The 18,177-nt window shown below is 61.6% G+C and carries 19 protein-coding genes and 2 pseudogenes; all 21 read left to right on the top strand.

The window, feature by feature from the left end; translation table 11 throughout:
* Window positions 1-83: 83 nt before the first annotated feature.
* Window positions 84-4,268, top strand: coding sequence for a DNA-directed RNA polymerase subunit beta (rpoB, locus tag GT370_RS11275; RefSeq protein WP_008494535.1), 4,185 nt, complete (start codon window positions 84-86; stop codon window positions 4,266-4,268).
* 56 nt (window positions 4,269-4,324) lie between these two features.
* Window positions 4,325-8,482 (top strand): DNA-directed RNA polymerase subunit beta', encoded by a 4,158-nt coding sequence (gene rpoC, locus GT370_RS11270; protein WP_008494536.1) that lies wholly within the window; start codon window positions 4,325-4,327, stop codon window positions 8,480-8,482.
* A gap of 376 nt (window positions 8,483-8,858) precedes the next feature.
* Complete coding sequence (gene rpsL, locus GT370_RS11265) at window positions 8,859-9,230, top strand: 30S ribosomal protein S12 (protein WP_008494538.1); 372 nt, start codon at window positions 8,859-8,861, stop codon at window positions 9,228-9,230.
* A 12-nt stretch (window positions 9,231-9,242) separates the two neighbouring features.
* Complete coding sequence (rpsG, locus tag GT370_RS11260) at window positions 9,243-9,719, top strand: 30S ribosomal protein S7 (RefSeq protein WP_008494539.1); 477 nt, start codon at window positions 9,243-9,245, stop codon at window positions 9,717-9,719.
* Between the two features lie 47 nt (window positions 9,720-9,766).
* Complete coding sequence (gene tuf, locus GT370_RS11255) at window positions 9,767-10,954, top strand: elongation factor Tu (RefSeq protein ID WP_008494540.1); 1,188 nt, start codon at window positions 9,767-9,769, stop codon at window positions 10,952-10,954.
* A 36-nt stretch (window positions 10,955-10,990) separates the two neighbouring features.
* Window positions 10,991-11,298 (top strand): annotated as a pseudogene (rpsJ, locus tag GT370_RS11250) (30S ribosomal protein S10).
* A gap of 14 nt (window positions 11,299-11,312) precedes the next feature.
* The gene (rplC, locus tag GT370_RS11245) at window positions 11,313-11,987 is read left to right on the top strand and encodes a 50S ribosomal protein L3 (protein ID WP_008494542.1); all 675 of its coding nucleotides are present in this window, start codon (window positions 11,313-11,315) and stop codon (window positions 11,985-11,987) included.
* A 4-nt stretch (window positions 11,988-11,991) separates the two neighbouring features.
* Complete coding sequence (rplD, locus tag GT370_RS11240) at window positions 11,992-12,606, top strand: 50S ribosomal protein L4 (RefSeq protein ID WP_008494543.1); 615 nt, start codon at window positions 11,992-11,994, stop codon at window positions 12,604-12,606.
* Between the two features lie 14 nt (window positions 12,607-12,620).
* Window positions 12,621-12,917, top strand: coding sequence for a 50S ribosomal protein L23 (locus tag GT370_RS11235; RefSeq protein WP_442865539.1), 297 nt, complete (start codon window positions 12,621-12,623; stop codon window positions 12,915-12,917).
* Window positions 12,918-12,929: 12 nt separating this feature from the next.
* Window positions 12,930-13,763, top strand: coding sequence for a 50S ribosomal protein L2 (rplB, locus tag GT370_RS11230; RefSeq protein WP_008494545.1), 834 nt, complete (start codon window positions 12,930-12,932; stop codon window positions 13,761-13,763).
* A gap of 3 nt (window positions 13,764-13,766) precedes the next feature.
* Window positions 13,767-14,044 (top strand): annotated as a pseudogene (gene rpsS, locus GT370_RS11225) (30S ribosomal protein S19).
* Between the two features lie 2 nt (window positions 14,045-14,046).
* Window positions 14,047-14,505 carry a 50S ribosomal protein L22 gene (gene rplV, locus GT370_RS11220; protein ID WP_008494547.1) on the top strand — a complete coding sequence of 153 codons (459 nt, stop codon included), beginning with the start codon at window positions 14,047-14,049 and terminating at the stop codon, window positions 14,503-14,505.
* A gap of 1 nt (window position 14,506) precedes the next feature.
* The gene (rpsC, locus tag GT370_RS11215) at window positions 14,507-15,184 is read left to right on the top strand and encodes a 30S ribosomal protein S3 (protein ID WP_008494548.1); all 678 of its coding nucleotides are present in this window, start codon (window positions 14,507-14,509) and stop codon (window positions 15,182-15,184) included.
* Window positions 15,185-15,199: 15 nt separating this feature from the next.
* Window positions 15,200-15,616 (top strand): 50S ribosomal protein L16, encoded by a 417-nt coding sequence (gene rplP / locus GT370_RS11210; protein WP_008494549.1) that lies wholly within the window; start codon window positions 15,200-15,202, stop codon window positions 15,614-15,616.
* Window positions 15,617-15,621: 5 nt separating this feature from the next.
* Window positions 15,622-15,828, top strand: a complete 207-nt coding sequence (rpmC, locus tag GT370_RS11205) for a 50S ribosomal protein L29 (RefSeq protein WP_008494550.1) — start codon at window positions 15,622-15,624, stop codon at window positions 15,826-15,828.
* 9 nt (window positions 15,829-15,837) lie between these two features.
* Window positions 15,838-16,101, top strand: coding sequence for a 30S ribosomal protein S17 (rpsQ, locus tag GT370_RS11200; RefSeq protein WP_008494551.1), 264 nt, complete (start codon window positions 15,838-15,840; stop codon window positions 16,099-16,101).
* A gap of 13 nt (window positions 16,102-16,114) precedes the next feature.
* The gene (gene rplN, locus GT370_RS11195; RefSeq protein WP_008494552.1) at window positions 16,115-16,483 is read left to right on the top strand and encodes a 50S ribosomal protein L14; all 369 of its coding nucleotides are present in this window, start codon (window positions 16,115-16,117) and stop codon (window positions 16,481-16,483) included.
* A gap of 2 nt (window positions 16,484-16,485) precedes the next feature.
* Complete coding sequence (rplX, locus tag GT370_RS11190; RefSeq protein WP_008494553.1) at window positions 16,486-16,806, top strand: 50S ribosomal protein L24; 321 nt, start codon at window positions 16,486-16,488, stop codon at window positions 16,804-16,806.
* Between the two features lie 11 nt (window positions 16,807-16,817).
* Entirely contained in the window at window positions 16,818-17,378 is a 561-nt protein-coding gene (gene rplE, locus GT370_RS11185) for a 50S ribosomal protein L5 (protein WP_008494554.1), read from the top strand.
* Window positions 17,379-17,448: 70 nt separating this feature from the next.
* On the top strand, window positions 17,449-17,754 hold the full coding sequence (gene rpsN / locus GT370_RS11180; protein WP_008494555.1) for a 30S ribosomal protein S14: 306 nt from the start codon (window positions 17,449-17,451) through the stop codon (window positions 17,752-17,754).
* 16 nt (window positions 17,755-17,770) lie between these two features.
* Window positions 17,771-18,169: a 30S ribosomal protein S8 gene (gene rpsH, locus GT370_RS11175; RefSeq protein WP_008494556.1), complete on the top strand. Its 399-nt coding sequence runs from the start codon at window positions 17,771-17,773 to the stop codon at window positions 18,167-18,169.
* Window positions 18,170-18,177 lie beyond the last annotated feature (8 nt).

Below are 18,177 nucleotides of genomic sequence, written 5' to 3'. Positions count from 1 at the left end.
GCGGTGACCTTTGGGGCGCCGCCTGCCACCTGTTTCTTAAGACTACGCTTTTTTAGACGATCAATCTGACCGAGGGTGATGCGATGAACGCGATCAATGGTTTTGGCAAAGGGTCTTTCACCAGCCGCAAGCGCATTCGCAAGAGCTTCAGCCGTATCCCTGAAGTCGCGCCGATGCCAAACCTCATCGACGTGCAGCGTGCGAGCTATGATTCGTTCCTGCAGATGAATGTGAAGGCCGACGCACGGACCAACTCTGGCCTGCAGGAAGTCTTCAAGTCGGTCTTCCCGATCGACGATTTCGCCGGCCGCGGCCGCCTGGAGTTCGTGCATTACGAGCTCGAAGAGCCGAAATATGATGTCGAGGAGTGCATCCAGCGCGGCATGACCTACGCCGCCCCGCTGAAGGTGATCCTGCGTCTGATCGTGTGGGATCTGGACGAGGATACCGGCGCGCGCTCCATTCGCGACATCAAAGAGCAGCCTGTTTACATGGGCGACATGCCGCTGATGACGGACAACGGCACCTTCGTGGTGAACGGTACCGAGCGCGTGATCGTCTCTCAGATGCACCGCTCGCCGGGCGTGTTCTTCGACCATGACCGCGGCAAGACCCATTCCTCGGGCAAGTATCTCTTCACCGCCCGCGTGATCCCCTATCGCGGCTCCTGGCTCGATTTCGAGTTCGACGCCAAGGATCTGATTTATGTGCGCATCGACCGTAAGCGTAAGCTGCCGGCCACCACGCTGCTCTACGCGCTGCCCTCCGCCGCCACCGAGCAGCTGATCGAGGCCCGCGCCGCCAAGGGCGAGAGCGTCGAGATCGGCGAAATCAAGGGCATGGATTCTGAGGAGATCCTGAATTTCTTCTATGGCAAGGTCGTGTTCTCGAAGCAGAAGGGCCAGTGGTCCCGTCCGTTCGAGGCGGATTCCTTCCGGAACCTGAAGCTGATCGAAGATCTGGTGGACGCGCAGACCGGCGAAGTTGTCGCCAAGGTCGAGGACAAGTTGACCGCGCGTACCGTCCGCAAGATCGCCGAGAAGACCAAGAACGTGCTGGTGGCGCGCGCCGACCTGGTTGGCCGCTACCTGGGCGAGGACATCTATGACCCGAATACGGGCGAGATCTTTGGTGAGGCCGGCGAAGAACTGACCGATCAGAAGCTGACCGCGCTTGAGGATAAGGGCATTGACGAGCTGCCGACCCTGGCGATCGACCAGCAGAACGGCCCGTGGATTCGCAACACGCTGGCGGCGGACAAGAACGCCAACCGTGAAGACGCGCTGATCGACATCTACCGCGTGATGCGCCCGGGCGAGCCGCCGACCTCCGAGACCGCTGAGGCGCTGTTCAAGGGCCTGTTCTTCGATTCCGACCGCTATGATCTCTCGGCCGTGGGCCGCGTGAAGATGAATATGCGTCTGGGCATCGATGTGCCGGATACCGTGCGCACCCTGCGCAAGGACGATATTCTGCGCACCATCAAGATCATGAACGAGCTCAAGGATGGGCGCGGCGCGATCGACGATATCGATAATCTCGGCAACCGCCGTGTGCGCTCCGTCGGTGAGCTGATGGAGAACCAGTATCGCGTCGGCCTGCTGCGTATGGAGCGCGCCATCCGCGAGCGTATGGGCTCCGTCGATATTGACAGCGTGATGCCGCACGACCTCATCAACGCCAAGCCGGCTGCGGCTGCGGTGCGCGAGTTCTTCGGCTCCAGCCAGCTCAGCCAGTTCATGGACCAGACCAATCCGCTCTCCGAAGTGACGCATAAGCGTCGCCTCTCCGCGCTTGGGCCGGGCGGTCTGACCCGCGAGCGTGCTGGCTTCGAGGTCCGCGACGTTCACCCGACCCATTATGGACGTATTTGCCCGATTGAGACGCCGGAAGGCCCGAATATCGGTCTGATCAACTCGCTGGCCACCTACGCCAAGGTGAACAAATACGGCTTCATCGAGACCCCTTACCAGCTGGTGACGGACGGCAAGGTGCAGCCGGAGTTCAAATATCTCTCCGCCATGGAAGAGGAGCGGCTGGTGGTCGCCCAGGCCGACGCCAACAAGGCCGAGGACGGGCAGCTCAAGGACGATCTGGTATCCGTGCGCCGCAATGGCGACTTCTTGATGGTCAAGCCGGAAGACGTGACCGCCATCGACGTCTCGCCGAAGCAGCTGGTTTCCGTGGCCGCCGCGCTGATCCCGTTCCTTGAGAATGATGACGCCAACCGCGCGCTGATGGGCTCGAACATGCAGCGTCAGGCTGTGCCGCTGATCCGCTCCGACGCACCGATCGTCGGCACCGGCATGGAAGCGGCTGTGGCGCGCGATTCCGGCGCCACCATCGTGGCCAAGCGGGCGGGTATCATCGACCAGATCGATGGCGCACGTATCGTCGTGCGCGCCACTGGCGAGGACGGGGCGACCCAGGGCGTCGATATCTATCGTCTGCGCAAATATATGCGCTCCAACCAGAGCACCTGCATCAATCAGCGTCCGCTGGTGAAGGTCGGTGACCGCGTGTCTGCCGGCGACATCATTGCCGACGGCCCGTCCACGGAGCTGGGCGAGCTGGCGCTGGGCCGCAACGCGCTGTGCGCCTTCATGCCCTGGAACGGCTATAACTTCGAAGACTCCATCCTGATCTCCGAGCGGATCGCCAAGGATGACGTGTTCACCTCCATCCACATCGAGGAATTCGAGGTGATGGCGCGTGACACCAAGCTGGGGCAGGAAGAAATCACCCGCGACATTCCCAATGTCGGCGAGGAAGCTTTGCGCAACCTCGACGAGGCCGGTATCGTCTATATCGGCGCGGAAGTTCACCCGGGCGACATTCTGGTCGGCAAGGTGACGCCGAAGGGCGAGAGCCCGATGACCCCGGAAGAGAAGCTGCTGCGCGCCATCTTCGGCGAAAAGGCCTCCGATGTGCGTGACACCTCGCTGCGTCTGCCGCCCGGCACCTCCGGCACTATCGTCGATGTGCGTGTGTTCAACCGCCGCGGCGTGGATAAGGATGAGCGCGCGCTGGCGATCGAGCGCGCCGAGATCGAGCGTCTGGCCAAGGACCGTGACGACGAAAAGGGCATCCAGGAGCGCTCCTTCCTGAACCGTCTGCGCGAGGCGCTGATCGGCCAGGTTGCTGGCTCCGGCTTCAAGGGTATCAAGGCGGGGACGGAAATCACCGCCGAGCTGCTGTCCGAGCAGCCGCGTGGCGCCTGGCGCAACGTGGTCGTGCAGGACGATGCGGTGATGGCGAATATCGAGCTGATGAAGCGCGAATTCGACGCCGCCGTGAAGAAGCTGCAGGACCGTTTCGAGAGCAAGGTCGAGAAGCTTCAGCGCGGCGACGAGCTGCTCCCCGGCGTGATGAAGATGGTCAAGGTGTTCGTGGCGGTGAAGCGCAAGCTGCAGCCGGGCGACAAGATGGCCGGCCGTCACGGCAACAAGGGTGTGGTCTCGCGCGTGGTGCCGGTCGAGGACATGCCGTTCCTGGAGGATGGCACGCCGGTCGATCTGGTGCTGAACCCGCTGGGCGTGCCCTCGCGCATGAATGTCGGGCAGATCCTGGAAGTGCATCTGGGTTGGGCCTGTGCCAATCTCGGCAAGCAGATCGGCAAGGCGGTGGAAGAGTATCGCCGCACCGGTGAGGCGCGCCTTGAGCTGCTGGACCGGCTGAAGCTGGCCTATGGCGAGGAAATCTTCGAGAGCCAGATCAAGGATCTCGATGATGATGCGCTGGTCGAGCTGGCCCGCAACGTCACCAAGGGCGTGCCGATCGCGACCCCGGTGTTCGACGGTGCCCGTATTCCGGACATCGAAGAGATGCTGGCCAAGGCCGGTGTCGACATCTCCGGCCAGAGCACGCTGATCGATGGCCGTACCGGTGAGCCGTTCGAGCGCAAGGTGACGGTTGGGTATATGTATATGCTCAAGCTGCACCATCTCGTCGACGACAAGATCCATGCACGCTCCATCGGCCCGTACTCGCTGGTCACCCAGCAGCCGCTGGGCGGTAAGGCGCAGTTCGGTGGCCAGCGCTTCGGTGAGATGGAAGTCTGGGCGCTGGAAGCCTACGGCGCCGCCTACACGCTGCAGGAAATGCTGACGGTGAAGTCCGACGACGTTTCCGGCCGTACCAAGGTCTATGAGGCGATCGTGCGCGAGCAGGACAATTTCGAAGCTGGTATCCCCGAGAGCTTCAACGTGCTGCTGAAGGAACTGAAATCCTTGGGCCTGAACGTCGATCTGGAGCAGTCGGCCTCTTAAGGCCGGCGTTCCCAGAGCGACTACAGGATACCAGGCCAAGATAAGGATGATGCGTGATGAATGATTTGATGAAGATTCTTGGGAATGCTGGTCAGACGACGTCTTTCGACCAGATCAAGATCCAGATTGCCTCTCCGGAGCAGATCCGCAGCTGGTCTTACGGCGAGATCAAGAAGCCGGAGACGATCAACTACCGGACCTTCAAGCCCGAGCGCGACGGCCTGTTCTGCGCGCGCATCTTCGGGCCGATCAAAGATTATGAATGCTTGTGCGGCAAGTACAAGCGCATGAAGTTCCGTGGCATCATCTGCGAGAAGTGCGGCGTTGAGGTCACGCTGGCCAAGGTGCGCCGTGAGCGCATGGGCCATATCGAACTGGCTTCGCCCGTCGCCCATATCTGGTTCCTGAAGTCGCTGCCGTCCCGCATCGCCACCATGCTCGACATGACGCTGAAAGATGTCGAGAAGGTTCTGTATTTCGAGTCCTATATCGTGCTGGAGCCGGGCACGACCGACCTCAAGCTGCACCAGCTCATCTCCGAGGACGAGATGTTCAACAAGCAGGATGAGTTCGGCGAGGACGGGTTCCGCGCCGGCATCGGCGCCGAAGCGATCAAGTCCATTCTGCTTGGCATCGATTTGGCTGAGACACGGGCGCAAATGCGCTCCGAGTTGAAGGAGACCACCTCCGAGACCAAGCGCAAGAAGCTGGTCAAGCGGCTGAAGCTGATCGAGAATTTCCTCGAATCCGGCACCCACCCGGAATGGATGGTGCTGGACGTGATCCCGGTCATCCCGCCCGAGCTGCGCCCGCTGGTGCCGCTGGATGGTGGCCGCTTCGCGACCTCCGATTTGAACGATCTGTATCGCCGCGTCATCAACCGCAATAACCGTCTGAAGCGGCTGATGGAGCTGCGCGCTCCGGACATCATCGTGCGCAACGAAAAGCGCATGCTGCAGGAATCGGTGGATGCGCTGTTCGATAACGGCCGCCGTGGCCGCGCCATCACCGGCACCAACAAGCGTCCGCTGAAGTCGCTCTCTGATATGCTGAAAGGCAAGCAGGGCCGCTTCCGTCAGAACCTGCTCGGCAAGCGCGTCGATTATTCCGGCCGTTCGGTCATCGTCGTGGGGCCGGAGCTCAAGCTGCATCAGTGCGGCTTGCCGAAGAAGATGGCGCTGGAGTTGTTCAAGCCTTTCATCTACGCCAAGCTGGAGAAATACGGCCTGGCCACCACCATCAAGGCTGCGAAGCGGATGGTGGAGAAGGAGCGTCCCGAGGTTTGGGATATCCTTGAAGAGGTGATCCGCGAGCATCCCGTGATGCTGAACCGCGCGCCCACCCTGCACCGCCTGGGCATCCAGGCCTTCGAGCCGATCCTGATCGAAGGCAAGGCGATCCAGCTGCACCCGCTGGTCTGCACCGCCTTCAACGCGGATTTCGACGGCGACCAGATGGCCGTGCACGTGCCGCTTTCCATCGAGGCGCAGCTGGAAGGCCGCGTGCTGATGATGTCCACCAACAACATCCTCAGCCCCGCCAACGGCAAGCCGATCATCGTGCCGAGCCAGGATATCGTGCTGGGTCTGTATTATCTCTCTCTTGAGACGCCGGAATTCGTTCAGGCGAAGGATGAGGAGGCGTCGGCCTTCGGGACTGTCGGCGAGATCGAATTCGCGCTCACCGCCGGTGCCATTAAGCTGCACGACAAGATTCGCGCCCGCGTGAAGAACATGAACGCGGACGGCGAGGTGAAGACCTCTATCGTGGTGACGACTCCGGGCCGTATGCTCATCGGCCAGTTGCTGCCGCTGAACGCCAACCTGAACTTCTCCGTGGTCAACCGCATGTTGACCAAGAAGAATGTGCAGGACGTGATCGACCTTGTGTACCGCCACTGCGGCCAGAAGGAAGCCGTCATTTTCTGCGATCGTTTGATGGGGCTTGGCTTCCGTCACGCGGCGAAGGCGGGCATTTCGTTCGGCAAGGACGATATGCGCATCCCCGACTCCAAGCAGGAGTTGGTGGCCACGACCATCGCCGAGGTGCGCGAATATGAGCAGCAGTACCAGGATGGTCTGATCACCGCTGGCGAGCGCTACAACAAGGTGGTTGACGCCTGGTCGAAGTGTAAGGACCTGGTTGCCGGCGCGATGATGAAGGAGATTTCCAAGCAGGAGATCGGCCGTCCGACCAACTCTGTCTGGATGATGAGCCATTCCGGTGCGCGTGGCTCCGCGGCACAGATGTCTCAGCTTGCGGGTATGCGCGGTTTGATGGCCAAGCCCTCCGGTGAGATCATCGAGCAGCCGATCATCGCGAACTTCAAGGAAGGTCTGTCGGTTCTCGATTACTTCAACTCCACCCACGGCGCCCGTAAGGGCCTGGCGGATACGGCGTTGAAGACCGCGAACTCCGGTTACCTGACCCGCCGCCTGGTCGACGTGGCGCAGGATTGCATCATCGTCGAGGATGATTGCGGTACCGAGCGTGGCCTCAGCGTTAGCGCGGTACGCGATGGCGGTGAAATCGTCGCGTCACTCTCCGAGCGCGTTCTCGGCCGTACCGCGGCCGAGGATATTGTGGACCTGAACACCAATGAGGTGATCGTGGCCCGCAATGAGCTGATCGAAGAATCGCATGCCGAGCTGATCGAGAAGTCCGGTATTGAGATCGTGAAGATCCGCTCCGTGCTGACTTGCGACACCAAGGTCGCGGTTTGCGCCAAGTGCTATGGCCGTGACCTAGCCCGCGGTACGCCGGTGAATGTCGGCGAGGCGGTGGGTGTCATCGCGGCGCAGTCCATCGGTGAGCCGGGCACGCAGCTGACCATGCGTACCTTCCATATCGGTGGTGCGGCACAGCGTGGTGCTGAGCAGTCCAACGTCGAAGCCAGCCATGACGGCTCGGTGGTCATCCGCAACCGTGCGGTTGTCACCAACTCCGCCGGCGTGCCGGTGGTGATGAGCCGTAACTGCGAAATCATCCTCACCGATGCCGGCAAGCGCGAGCGTGCCCGCTTCCGTGTGCCCTATGGTGCGCGACTCCTCGTGGATGAAGGCGCGGATGTGGCCCGTGGGCAGAAGCTGGCCGAATGGGATCCCTACACCCTGCCGATCATTACCGAGCGTGCCGGTATCGTCGAATATGCCGATCTCATCGAGGGCGTGACGTTGGTGGAGCGGACCGACGAAGTCACCGGCCTGACCTCCAAGGTGGTGGTGGACTATAAGCAGTCGGCTCGTGGCGCGGATCTGCGCCCCCGCTTGCTGCTGAAGGACTCCAACGGTGAGATCCTGCGCCTCGCGAACGGGACCGAAGCGCGCTACTTCCTGTCGCCTGACTCGATCCTCTCGATCGAATCCGGTGCCATGGTTGCGGCGGGTGACGTGCTGGCGCGTATTCCGCGTGAGGGTTCGAAGACTCGCGACATTACCGGTGGTCTGCCGCGCGTGGCTGAGTTGTTCGAGGCGCGGCGGCCGAAGGATCATGCGATTATCGCGGAAATTGATGGCCGGGTGGAATTCGGTAAGGATTACAAGGCGAAGCGCCGCGTCATTGTGAAGAATGACGAGACCGGTGAAGAGACCGAGTATCTGATTCCGAAGGGCAAGCACGTTTCCGTTCAGGAGGGCGATTATGTCCGCCTCGGTGACCCGCTGGTCGATGGTCCGCGCGTGCCGCACGACATTCTGCGCGTGCTGGGCGTCGAGGCGCTGTCCGACTACCTGGTCAACGAAATCCAGGACGTCTACCGGCTGCAGGGCGTGAAGATCAACGACAAGCATATCGAGGTGATCGTTCGCCAGATGCTGCAGAAGGTCGAGATCTCCGAGCCTGGCGATACCACCTTCCTGGTGGGCGAGCTGGTGGATCGCGTGGAGTTCGAGCAGGAGAACGCCAAGCTGGCGGCGGACGAACGCCCTGCCGTGGGGCTGCCGGTGCTCCAGGGCATAACCAAGGCCAGCCTGCAGACCCAGAGCTTCATCTCGGCCGCCTCCTTCCAGGAGACGACTCGCGTCCTCACAGAGGCTGCGACCGCCGGCAAGATGGATCTGCTGTCCGGCCTGAAGGAGAACGTCATCGTCGGGCGACTGATCCCGGCCGGTACCGGCTCCGTGATGAACCGGTTGCGGGCGATCGCGGCTGGGCGCGACCGCCAGTCCGTTGGGGGGCGTTCCGGGTCGACCAAACCGGAGCTGGCGGCCGAGTAACGACTCGCCTTATAATATAGGTATATTGAGCGGCACCCTTCGGGGTGCCGTTTTGATTCTGGCCTGCAGAGCCTCACTGCGTGGCGATGAGCTATGAGGATTCCGGAATACAGCGTTTTTCTTGATAAAGGGCGCTATGGAATCGCTTGACTTGGGGGGGAGCGGCTTCTAAGGAGAGCGCTCTCGCGGTTCCGGTTTCCGGTCCGGGTTGTCTGTAAAAGTCTAGCGCGTGCGGCGCCGTGCAAATAAGCACCTAGGCCGTGTGCTGGATAAGCAGTCCCGTAAGGGTGGGTTCCATACCCCTTGCGGTGATTTCTTGTGGACAATTCGTTCCTCGCCAAGGAATTCGGGTTTTGAACACGTAGCAGGATGAGATATGCCGACCATTAACCAGTTGATCGCCAAGGGCCGCGAGCCGGCAGCCAAGCGCAACAAGGTGCCGGCCCTTGAGGGCTGCCCCCAGAAGCGTGGCGTTTGCACGCGCGTCTACACGACGACCCCGAAGAAGCCGAACTCCGCGCTTCGTAAGGTTGCCAAGGTGCGCCTGACCAACGGGTTCGAGGTGGTGAGCTACATCCCTGGCGAAGGCCATAACCTGCAGGAGCACTCCGTGGTGCTGATCCGCGGTGGCCGCGTGAAAGATCTTCCGGGCGTTCGCTACCACATTCTGCGTGGCGTTCTTGATACGCAGGGTCTGCCGAAGCGTCGCAAGCGTCGCTCGCTCTATGGCGCCAAGCGTCCGAAGTAAGGAGAGGTTGAGATGAGCCGCCGCCGCCGCGCTACGAAGCGTGAAGTTCTGCCGGACGCCAAGTTCGGTGATATCGTGATCAGCCGTTTCATGAACGTGCTGATGTATGACGGCAAGAAGTCCGTTGCCGAAGGGATCGTGTATGGAGCCCTCGACGTGCTGAAGAAGCGCGGCGGGCCGAACGCTGACCCGGTGCGCCTGTTCCATGAGGCGCTGGACAATGTGAAGCCGGCGATCGAGGTTCGCTCCCGCCGCGTTGGCGGTGCGACCTACCAGGTCCCCGTCGAGGTTCGCGCCGAGCGCCGTCAGGCGCTGGCGATCCGCTGGATCATCGACTCTGCCCGCAAGCGCGGCGAGCACACGATGGAAGAGCGGTTGTCGAACGAGCTGCAGGATGCGGTGAATAATCGCGGCTCTGCGGTCAAGAAGCGTGAAGACACCCATCGTATGGCCGAAGCCAACAAGGCTTTCAGCCATTATCGCTGGTAATCTTCTGACCATTCCAAGTTTTTAGCCTGCACACACGGAGCAGTTTAATGGCCAAAGCTAAATTTGAGCGCAACAAGCCGCACGTTAACATTGGCACCATCGGCCACGTTGACCATGGCAAGACCTCCCTCACCGCCGCCATCACCAAGGTGTTGGCCGAGAAGGGTGGCGCGACCTTCACCGCCTACGATCAAATCGACAAGGCGCCGGAAGAGCGCGCCCGCGGCATCACCATCTCCACCGCTCACGTGGAGTATGAGACCGAGAACCGCCACTACGCGCATGTCGATTGCCCCGGCCACGCCGACTATGTGAAGAACATGATCACCGGTGCCGCCCAGATGGACGGCGCGATCCTGGTTTGCTCCGCTGCTGACGGCCCGATGCCGCAGACCCGCGAGCACATCCTGCTGGCCCGTCAGGTCGGCGTGCCGGCTCTGGTCGTGTTCCTGAACAAGATGGATCTGGCTGACCCCGATCTGGTCGAGCTGGTCGAGATGGAAGTGCGCGAGCTGCTCTCCAACTACGGCTTCCCCGGCGACGATATCCCCATCGTGAAGGGTTCGGCTGTTTGCGCCCTGAACGACACCAACCCGGAAATCGGCAAGAACGCCGTTCTGGAGCTGATGGCTCAGGTTGACGCCTACATTCCGCAGCCGGAGCGCGCTGTCGACAAGCCCTTCCTGATGCCGGTGGAAGACGTGTTCTCCATCTCCGGCCGTGGTACCGTGGCAACCGGCCGCGTTGAGCGCGGTGTGGTCAAGGTGGGTGAGGAAGTCGAGATCGTCGGCCTCCGTGCGACCACCAAGACGACCGTGACAGGCGTGGAAATGTTCCGTAAGCTGCTCGATCAGGGCGAGGCTGGCGACAACATCGGCGCGCTGCTGCGTGGCACCAAGCGTGAGGACATCGAGCGCGGCCAGGTTCTGGCGGCTCCGGGCTCCATCACGCCGCACACCAAGTTCTCTGGCCAGGCCTACATCCTGACCAAGGAAGAGGGTGGCCGTCACACCCCGTTCTTCACCAATTATCGCCCGCAGTTCTACTTCCGTACCACGGACGTGACCGGCGTGGTGACGCTGCCGGAAGGCACCGAAATGGTGATGCCGGGCGACAACGTGACCATCGCCGTTGAGCTGATCGCTCCGATCGCCATGGACGAAGGTCTGCGTTTCGCGATCCGCGAAGGCGGTCGCACCGTTGGTTCGGGCGTCGTCGCCCAGATCAGCAAGTAATCAATCGGCCCCAGTATCTGAAGAGTTCGAGTTAAGATGGACAACCAAAACATCCGTATTCGCCTGAAGGCGTATGACCATCGCGTGCTGGATAACAGCACCAAGGACATCGTGAACACGGCGAAGCGCACGGGCGCGCAGGTGCGGGGGCCGATTCCTTTGCCGACCCATATCGAACGGTTCACTGTGAACCGTTCCCCCACGTCGATAAGAAGAGCCGCGAGCAGTTCGAGATTCGGACGCACCGGCGCTTGCTGGATATCGTTGACCCGACCCCGCAGACCGTGGACGCGCTGATGAAGCTCGACCTGGCCGCCGGCGTCGAAGTCGAAATTAAGATCTAAGCTTAGGTGGTATTATGCGTACCGGTGTGATCGCAAAAAAGCTGGGGATGACCCGGCTGTTCAAGGAAGACGGCACGCATGTGCCGGTCACGGTTCTGCATCTCGATGAGGTGCGGGTTGTGGCGGCGCGTAACGTTGAGAATGATGGCTACAGCGCGGTTCAGCTCGGCATTGGCAAGGCCAAGGCGAAGAATGTGAGCAAGGCGCAGAAGGGCCACTTCGCCAAGGCGAAGGTTGAGCCGGCGCAGAAGCTGGTTGAGTTCCGTGTGGCTGACGATGCCGCGCTGGAGCCTGGCGCTGTGTTGTCCGCTGCTCACTTCACCGTTGGTCAGTTTGTCGACGTTGCCGGTATCACCAAAGGTAAGGGCTTTGCCGGTGGTATGAAGCGCTGGAACTTCCGCGGTCTTGAAGCGTCTCACGGCGTTTCGATCAGCCATCGTTCCTTGGGCTCGACCGGTAACCGTCAGGATCCCGGCAAGACCTTCAAGAACAAGAAGATGGCTGGCCATCTCGGCCAGGAGCGCGTCACCACCCTGAACCTGAAGGTCGAAGGTGTGGATGTCGAGCGTAATCTCGTTTTGCTGCATGGCGCGGTGCCCGGTTCCAAGGGCGGCTACGTGATGGTGCGCGATGCGGTGAAGAAGGCGCGTCCCGAAGATGCAGCCTATCCCGCCGGTCTGAAGGGCTGAGTCAATGAAGCTTGATGTTGTTGATTTTGATGCGAAGGCCGCGGGCAGCGTTGAGCTGCCGGATGAGCTGTTCGCTGCTGAGCCCCGCGTGGACATCATTGCCCGCGTGATCCACTGGCAGTTGGCGAAGCGCCGCGCAGGCACCCACAAGGTGAAGGGTATGGGCGAGGTTTCTGGCACGACCCGCAAGCCGTATAAGCAGAAGGGCACGGGTAACGCCCGTCAGGGCTCTCTGCGTGCGCCCCAGTTCCGTACCGGTGGCGCTGTCCATGGTCCGGTTGTGCGTGATCATGGCTATTCGCTGAACAAGAAAGTTCGTCGTCTGGGTCTGATCTCCGCTCTCTCCGCCAAGGCGGCCGAGGGCAAGCTGGTGGTGCTTGATGGCGTCGCTGCTCTGGACAAGACCAAGGACGTTGCCGCCAAGGTTGCGAATTTTGGCTGGAAGTCCGCCTTGATCGTGGATGCCGCTGTTGAAGAGAAGTTCGGCCGCGCCTCCCGCAACGTGAAGGGGCTGGATGTGCTTCCGGTCGTCGGCGCGAATGTCTATGACATTATGCAGCATGACGTTCTGGTGGTCACCAAGGCCGCTGTCGAGGGTTTGAAGGAGCGCCTGGCATGACCGGCACTGTGAAAATTTCCGACGAGCGCATGTACGAAATCGTGCGTGCGCCGCACATCACCGAGAAGGCGACGCTGCTTTCCGAGAAGAACCAGTTCGTCTTCAAGGTTGCGGCAGATGCGACCAAGCCTGAGATCAAGGCTGCGGTCGAAGCGCTGTTCAAGGTGAAGGTGACCAACGTCAATACGCTGATCACCAAGGGCAAGACCAAGCGGTTCAAGGGCCGTCCCGGTCAGCGCTCTGATGTGAAGAAGGCGTTCGTGACTCTTGCCGAGGGTGAGAGCATCGATTTCACCACCGGTCTCGCCTGAGGTTTTTGAACAATGGCATTGAAGCATTTTAATCCGGTCACGGCGAGCCTTCGCGGCACAGTGCTGATCGACCGCAGCGAGCTGTGGAAGGGCAAGCCCGTGAAGGGGCTGACCGAAGGTCAGCACTCGACTGGTGGCCGTAACAACCATGGCCGCATCACCAGCCGTTTCCGCGGCGGTGGACATAAGCAGTCTTATCGTATTGTGGACTTCAAGCGCCGCAAGTTCGATGTGGCCGCGACCGTCGAGCGTCTGGAATATGACCCGAACCGCACCGCCTTCATCGCGCTGATCAAGTACGAAGATGGCGAGCTGGCTTACATTCTGGCGCCGCAGCGTCTCAAGGTCGGTGACAATGTCATCGCCGGCGCGCGCGCTGATATCAAGCCGGGCAATGCGATGCCGCTCTCCGCGATGCCGGTGGGTACCATCATCCACAATATTGAGCTCAAGGTTGGCGCCGGCGGCAAGCTGGTTCGTTCGGCCGGCACCTTCGCGCAGCTGGTCGGTAAGGATCAGGGCTACGCGCAGATCAAGCTGGGTTCCGGCGAGCTGCGTATCGTGCGCGCCGAGTGCATGGCGACCGTGGGGGCGGTGTCCAACGCTGACCATTCCAACCAGCAGATCGGCAAGGCCGGTCGCTCGCGTTGGCTGGGCCGCAAGCCGCATAACCGTGGTGTGGTCATGAACCCGGTCGATCACCCGCACGGTGGTGGTGAAGGCCGTACCTCCGGTGGCCGTCATCCGGTTACCCCGTGGGGCAAGCCGACCAAGGGTTACAAGACGCGCTCCAACAAGCGCACCGACAATCTCATCATCCGCCGGGCGAAGGGCGGGAAGGGCTAAGCGATGTCACGTTCTGTTTGGAAAGGTCCGTTCGTCGACGGATACCTCCTTGGCAAGGCCGAGGCGTCCCGCGCCTCCGGCCGCAACGAGATCATCAAGATCTGGTCGCGCCGTTCCACCATTCTGCCGCAGTTTGTCGGCCTGACCTTCGGTGTCTATAACGGGCGGAAATTCCTGCCCGTGCAGGTCACCGAGAACATGGTCGGCCACAAGTTCGGTGAGTTCTCCCCACGCGCACCTTCCCGGGGCACGCGGCGGATAAGAAAGCGAAGCGGGGCTAATCATGAGCAAACCCAAAGCAGTGCGGTCGCTGGCCGATAATCAGGCTGAGGCGATTGCCCGCAACATCCGCGTTAGCCCGCGTAAGCTGAACCTGGTTGCGGCCTCCATCCGCAATCTGCCGGCTCAGCGCGCTCTGGCCGACCTGACCTTCTCCAAGCGTCGCATCGCCAAGGCGGTGAAGAAGCTGCTGGAAAGCGCCATCGCCAACGCCGAGAACAATCATCAGCTGGACGTGGACAAGCTGTTCGTGTCCACCGCCGAGGTTGGCCGCGGCATCGTGATGCGCCGCTTCCATGCGCGTGGCCGTGGCCGTTCCGCGATGGTCGAGAAATGGTTCAGCCATCTGAAGATCGTTGTTGAGGAGCGTGAGGCGGCCGAGAAGGCCAGCCGCGACGCCCGCCCGGGCTTCGGCAAGAAGACCGCCAAGTCCGCCGAGAAATCCGCTGGGGAGGCCGCGTAATATGGGTCACAAGATTAATCCGATCGGCCTGCGCCTCGGCATCACCCGCACCTGGGACAGCCGCTGGTACGCCGACAAGGACTACGCCAAGCTGCTGCACGACGATCTGAAGTTGCGCAGCCATCTGCGTGGCAAGCTGCAGCAGGCGGGCGTGTCCCGCGTGGTGATCGAGCGTCCGGCCAAGAAGCCGCGCGTGACCATCTACGCTGCCCGCCCCGGTGTCGTCATCGGCAAGAAGGGCCAGGACATTGACAGCCTCCGCAAGGAACTGTCCAGCATGGCGAAAACCGATGTCGCGCTGAACATCATGGAGATCCGCAAGCCGGAGATCGATGCGACGCTGGTGGCTGAGAATATCGCTCAGCAGCTGGAGCGCCGCGTGGCCTTCCGCCGCGCCATGAAGCGCGCTGTGCAGTCCGCGATGCGTCTGGGCGCCCAGGGCATCAAGATCACCTGCTCCGGCCGTCTCGGCGGCGCTGAGATCGCCCGCGTCGAGTGGTACCGTGAAGGCCGCGTGCCGCTGCACACGCTGCGTGCCGACCTTGATTACGGCACCGCCACGGCGATGACCACCTACGGCACCTGCGGCGTTAAGGTTTGGATCTTCAAGGGTGAGATCCTGGTTCAGGATCCGCTCGCGCAGGACAAGCGCGCGGCCGAACAGGCCCCGCAGCGCTAAGAGGAATTTGAAGCCATGATGTCTCCTAAGCGTACCAAGTTCCGCAAGGCGCACAAAGGCCGCATCCACGGCAACGCCAAGGGCAACACGCAGCTGAATTTCGGCGCGTTTGGCCTGAAGGCGCTGGAGCCCGAGCGTATTACGGCCCGTCAGATCGAAGCCGCCCGTCGTGCCATCACCCGCTCCATGAAGCGTGCTGGCCGCGTGTGGATCCGCATCTTCCCGGACCTGCCGGTCTCCACGAAGCCGGCCGAAGTGCGTATGGGCTCCGGTAAGGGTAGCCCGGAATACTGGGTCGCGCGCGTTCAGCCCGGCCGTATTGTGTTTGAGATTGACGGTGTGCCCGAGCAGCTGGCTCGTGAAGCCCTGTCGCTGGGTGCCGCGAAGCTGCCGATCCGCACCAAGTTCGTCACCCGTATCGGCGAGGCGTAAGAGTTATGACCACTGCATCTGACATTCGGGCTAAGTCCCCGGACGAGCTGAAGGCGCTGTTGGTGGATCTGCGCAAGGAGCAGTTCAATCTGCGTTTCCAGCGCGCCACCGGGCAGCAGGAAAACACCAGCCGCGTGCGCACCGTGCGCCGCGACATCGCGCGCGTTAAGACGATTCTCGCGGAACGCGCCCGCACCGCCGAGAAGGGTTAAGAGGGTACCATGCCGAAACGTGTTCTGACCGGGCGGGTCGTGAGCGACAAGATGGACAAGACGATTACCGTGCTTGTCGAGCGCCGCATCATGCATCCGCTGTATAAGAAATTCATCCGTCGCTCCAAGAAGTACGCGGCGCATGACGAGAACAATGTCTGCGTGGAAGGTGACCTGGTTCGCATTGAAGAGTGCGCGCCGATCAGCCGTCGCAAGACCTGGGTGGTGACCGAGCGTAATGGCGCGGCGCTGTCCGAAACGCCGGCTGGCTGAGAGGATTTGAGACATGATTATCGTTGAATCCAATCTCGATGTTGCCGACAACTCCGGCGCCAAGCGCGTGCAGTGCATCAAGGTGCTCGGCGGCTCCAAGCGCAAGACCGCGTCCGTTGGCGATGTGATCGTGGTGTCCGTCAAGGATGCGATCCCCCGTGGCAAGGTGAAGAAGGGTGACGTCCATCAGGCCGTTGTCGTTCGGACCGCCTTCCCGGTGCGCCGCGCGGATGGCAGCGTCATCCGCTTCGACCGCAACGCCGCCGTGCTGCTGAACAAGCAGCAGGAGCCGATCGGTACCCGTATCTTCGGGCCGGTGGTTCGTGAGCTGCGCGCCAAGAAGTTCATGAAGATTATCAGCCTGGCGCCGGAGGTGCTGTAATTATGGCCGCGCGTATCAAGAAGGGTGACAAGGTTCTCGTCATCTCTGGTTCCTCCAAGGGCCAGACCGGTGAGGTGCTGAGCGTCAACCCGACCGCGAACAAAGCGGTTGTGCAGGGCGTGGCGATTGCCAAGCACCACACCAAGCCGAACCGCATGGGCCAGGAGGGCGGCATTGTCGCTCGCGAGGCCGCCGTGCATGTCTCGAACCTGGCGCTGATCGACCCCGCCACCGACAAGCCGACCAAGGTCGGCTTCCGCGTGCTGGACGATGGCCGCAAAGTCCGTGTCGCTCGCAAGAGCGGCAACGCGATTGACGGCTGAAGGAGGCCGCAATGAGCGAAACCAATACTCTCCCGCGTCTGAAGGCTCACTATCGTGAGGTTGTTCGCGCCGAGCTAAAGAAAGAGTTCAACTACGCGAACGAGATGCAGATCCCGACGCTGGAAAAGATCGTGATCAACATGGGCGTCGGCGAAGCCGCCGGCGACCAGAAGAAGCTGGATGCGGCCGTTGCCGAGCTGACCCTCATCGCTGGCCAGAAGCCGGTGAAGACGGTGGCGAAGAAGGCGATCGCCGGCTTCAAGATCCGTGCTGGCTTGCCGATCGGCGCCAAGGTGACCCTGCGTGCTGACCGCATGTATGAGTTCCTTGACCGTCTGGTCACCATCGCCCTGCCGCGCGTCCGCGACTTCCGCGGTCTCCCGGCAAACAAGGGTTTCGATGGCCGTGGCAACTTTACGCTGGGTCTGAAAGAGCAAATTATCTTCCCTGAAATCGTGTACGATAAGGTCGATGCGATCCGGGGTATGGACATTTGCTTCGTGACCAGTGCAAAGACCGACGCGGAAGCGAAGGCACTGCTCAAGGGCTTCAACCTCCCGTTCGCTAAGTAAGCGGGCGGGTTTGGCAAGTTATTTGGAAAACGGCTGGGCGTTCCAGCAGGTTCCGGAGGGGTTTTAGAGAATGGCGAAGACATCGCAGGTCAACCGGAATGCCAAGCGCGAGCGCATGGCGGCCCGTGATGCGGGCAAGCGCGACGCGCTGAAGGCGACGATCATGGATCGTACGTTGCCCGTGGAAGACCGTTTTGAGGCGAGCCTCAAGCTCGCGCAGCTGCCGCGCAACGGCGCCAAAGTGCGGGTTCGCCTGCGCTGCGAGCTGACCGGCCGCGCGCGTGGTAACTACCGCAAGTTCAAGCTCTGCCGTGTCGCCTTCCGCGACCTGGCGAGCACCGGGCAGATCCCCGGCGTCGTCAAGGCCAGCTGGTAAGGAAGGGCAATCCAGTATGTCTATGTCCGATCCTTTGGGTGATATGCTCACCCGCATCCGCAATGCGCAGCATGCGCGGATGACCTCTTGCATTGCGCCGGCGTCCAACCTGCGCGCCAATGTGCTTGAAGTTCTGAAGCGCGAAGGCTTCATCCGTGGCTATTCCCGTGAGGAAGTGCGCACCGGTGTGGCGCAGCTGCGCATCGAGCTGAAGTATAATGAAGGCCAACCGGTGATCAAGGAGATCTCCCGCGTGTCCCGTCCGGGCCGCCGCGTGTACTCCAAGATCAAGGAGCTGCCGCGCGTCTATAATGGCCTCGGTGTCTCCATCCTGTCCACGCCGCGTGGCGTGATGAGCGATGTGGAAGCCCGCGCTGCCAATGTTGGCGGCGAAGTGCTCTGCCGCGTGTTCTAAGGGAGCGC

It is taken from the genome of Acidocella sp. MX-AZ03 (assembly GCF_027626035.1).
Classification (GTDB): Bacteria; Pseudomonadota; Alphaproteobacteria; order Acetobacterales; family Acetobacteraceae; genus Acidocella; species Acidocella facilis.
The sequence above is the reverse complement of the archived record's forward strand: the minus strand, read 5'-3'. Positions and strand labels throughout refer to the sequence as shown.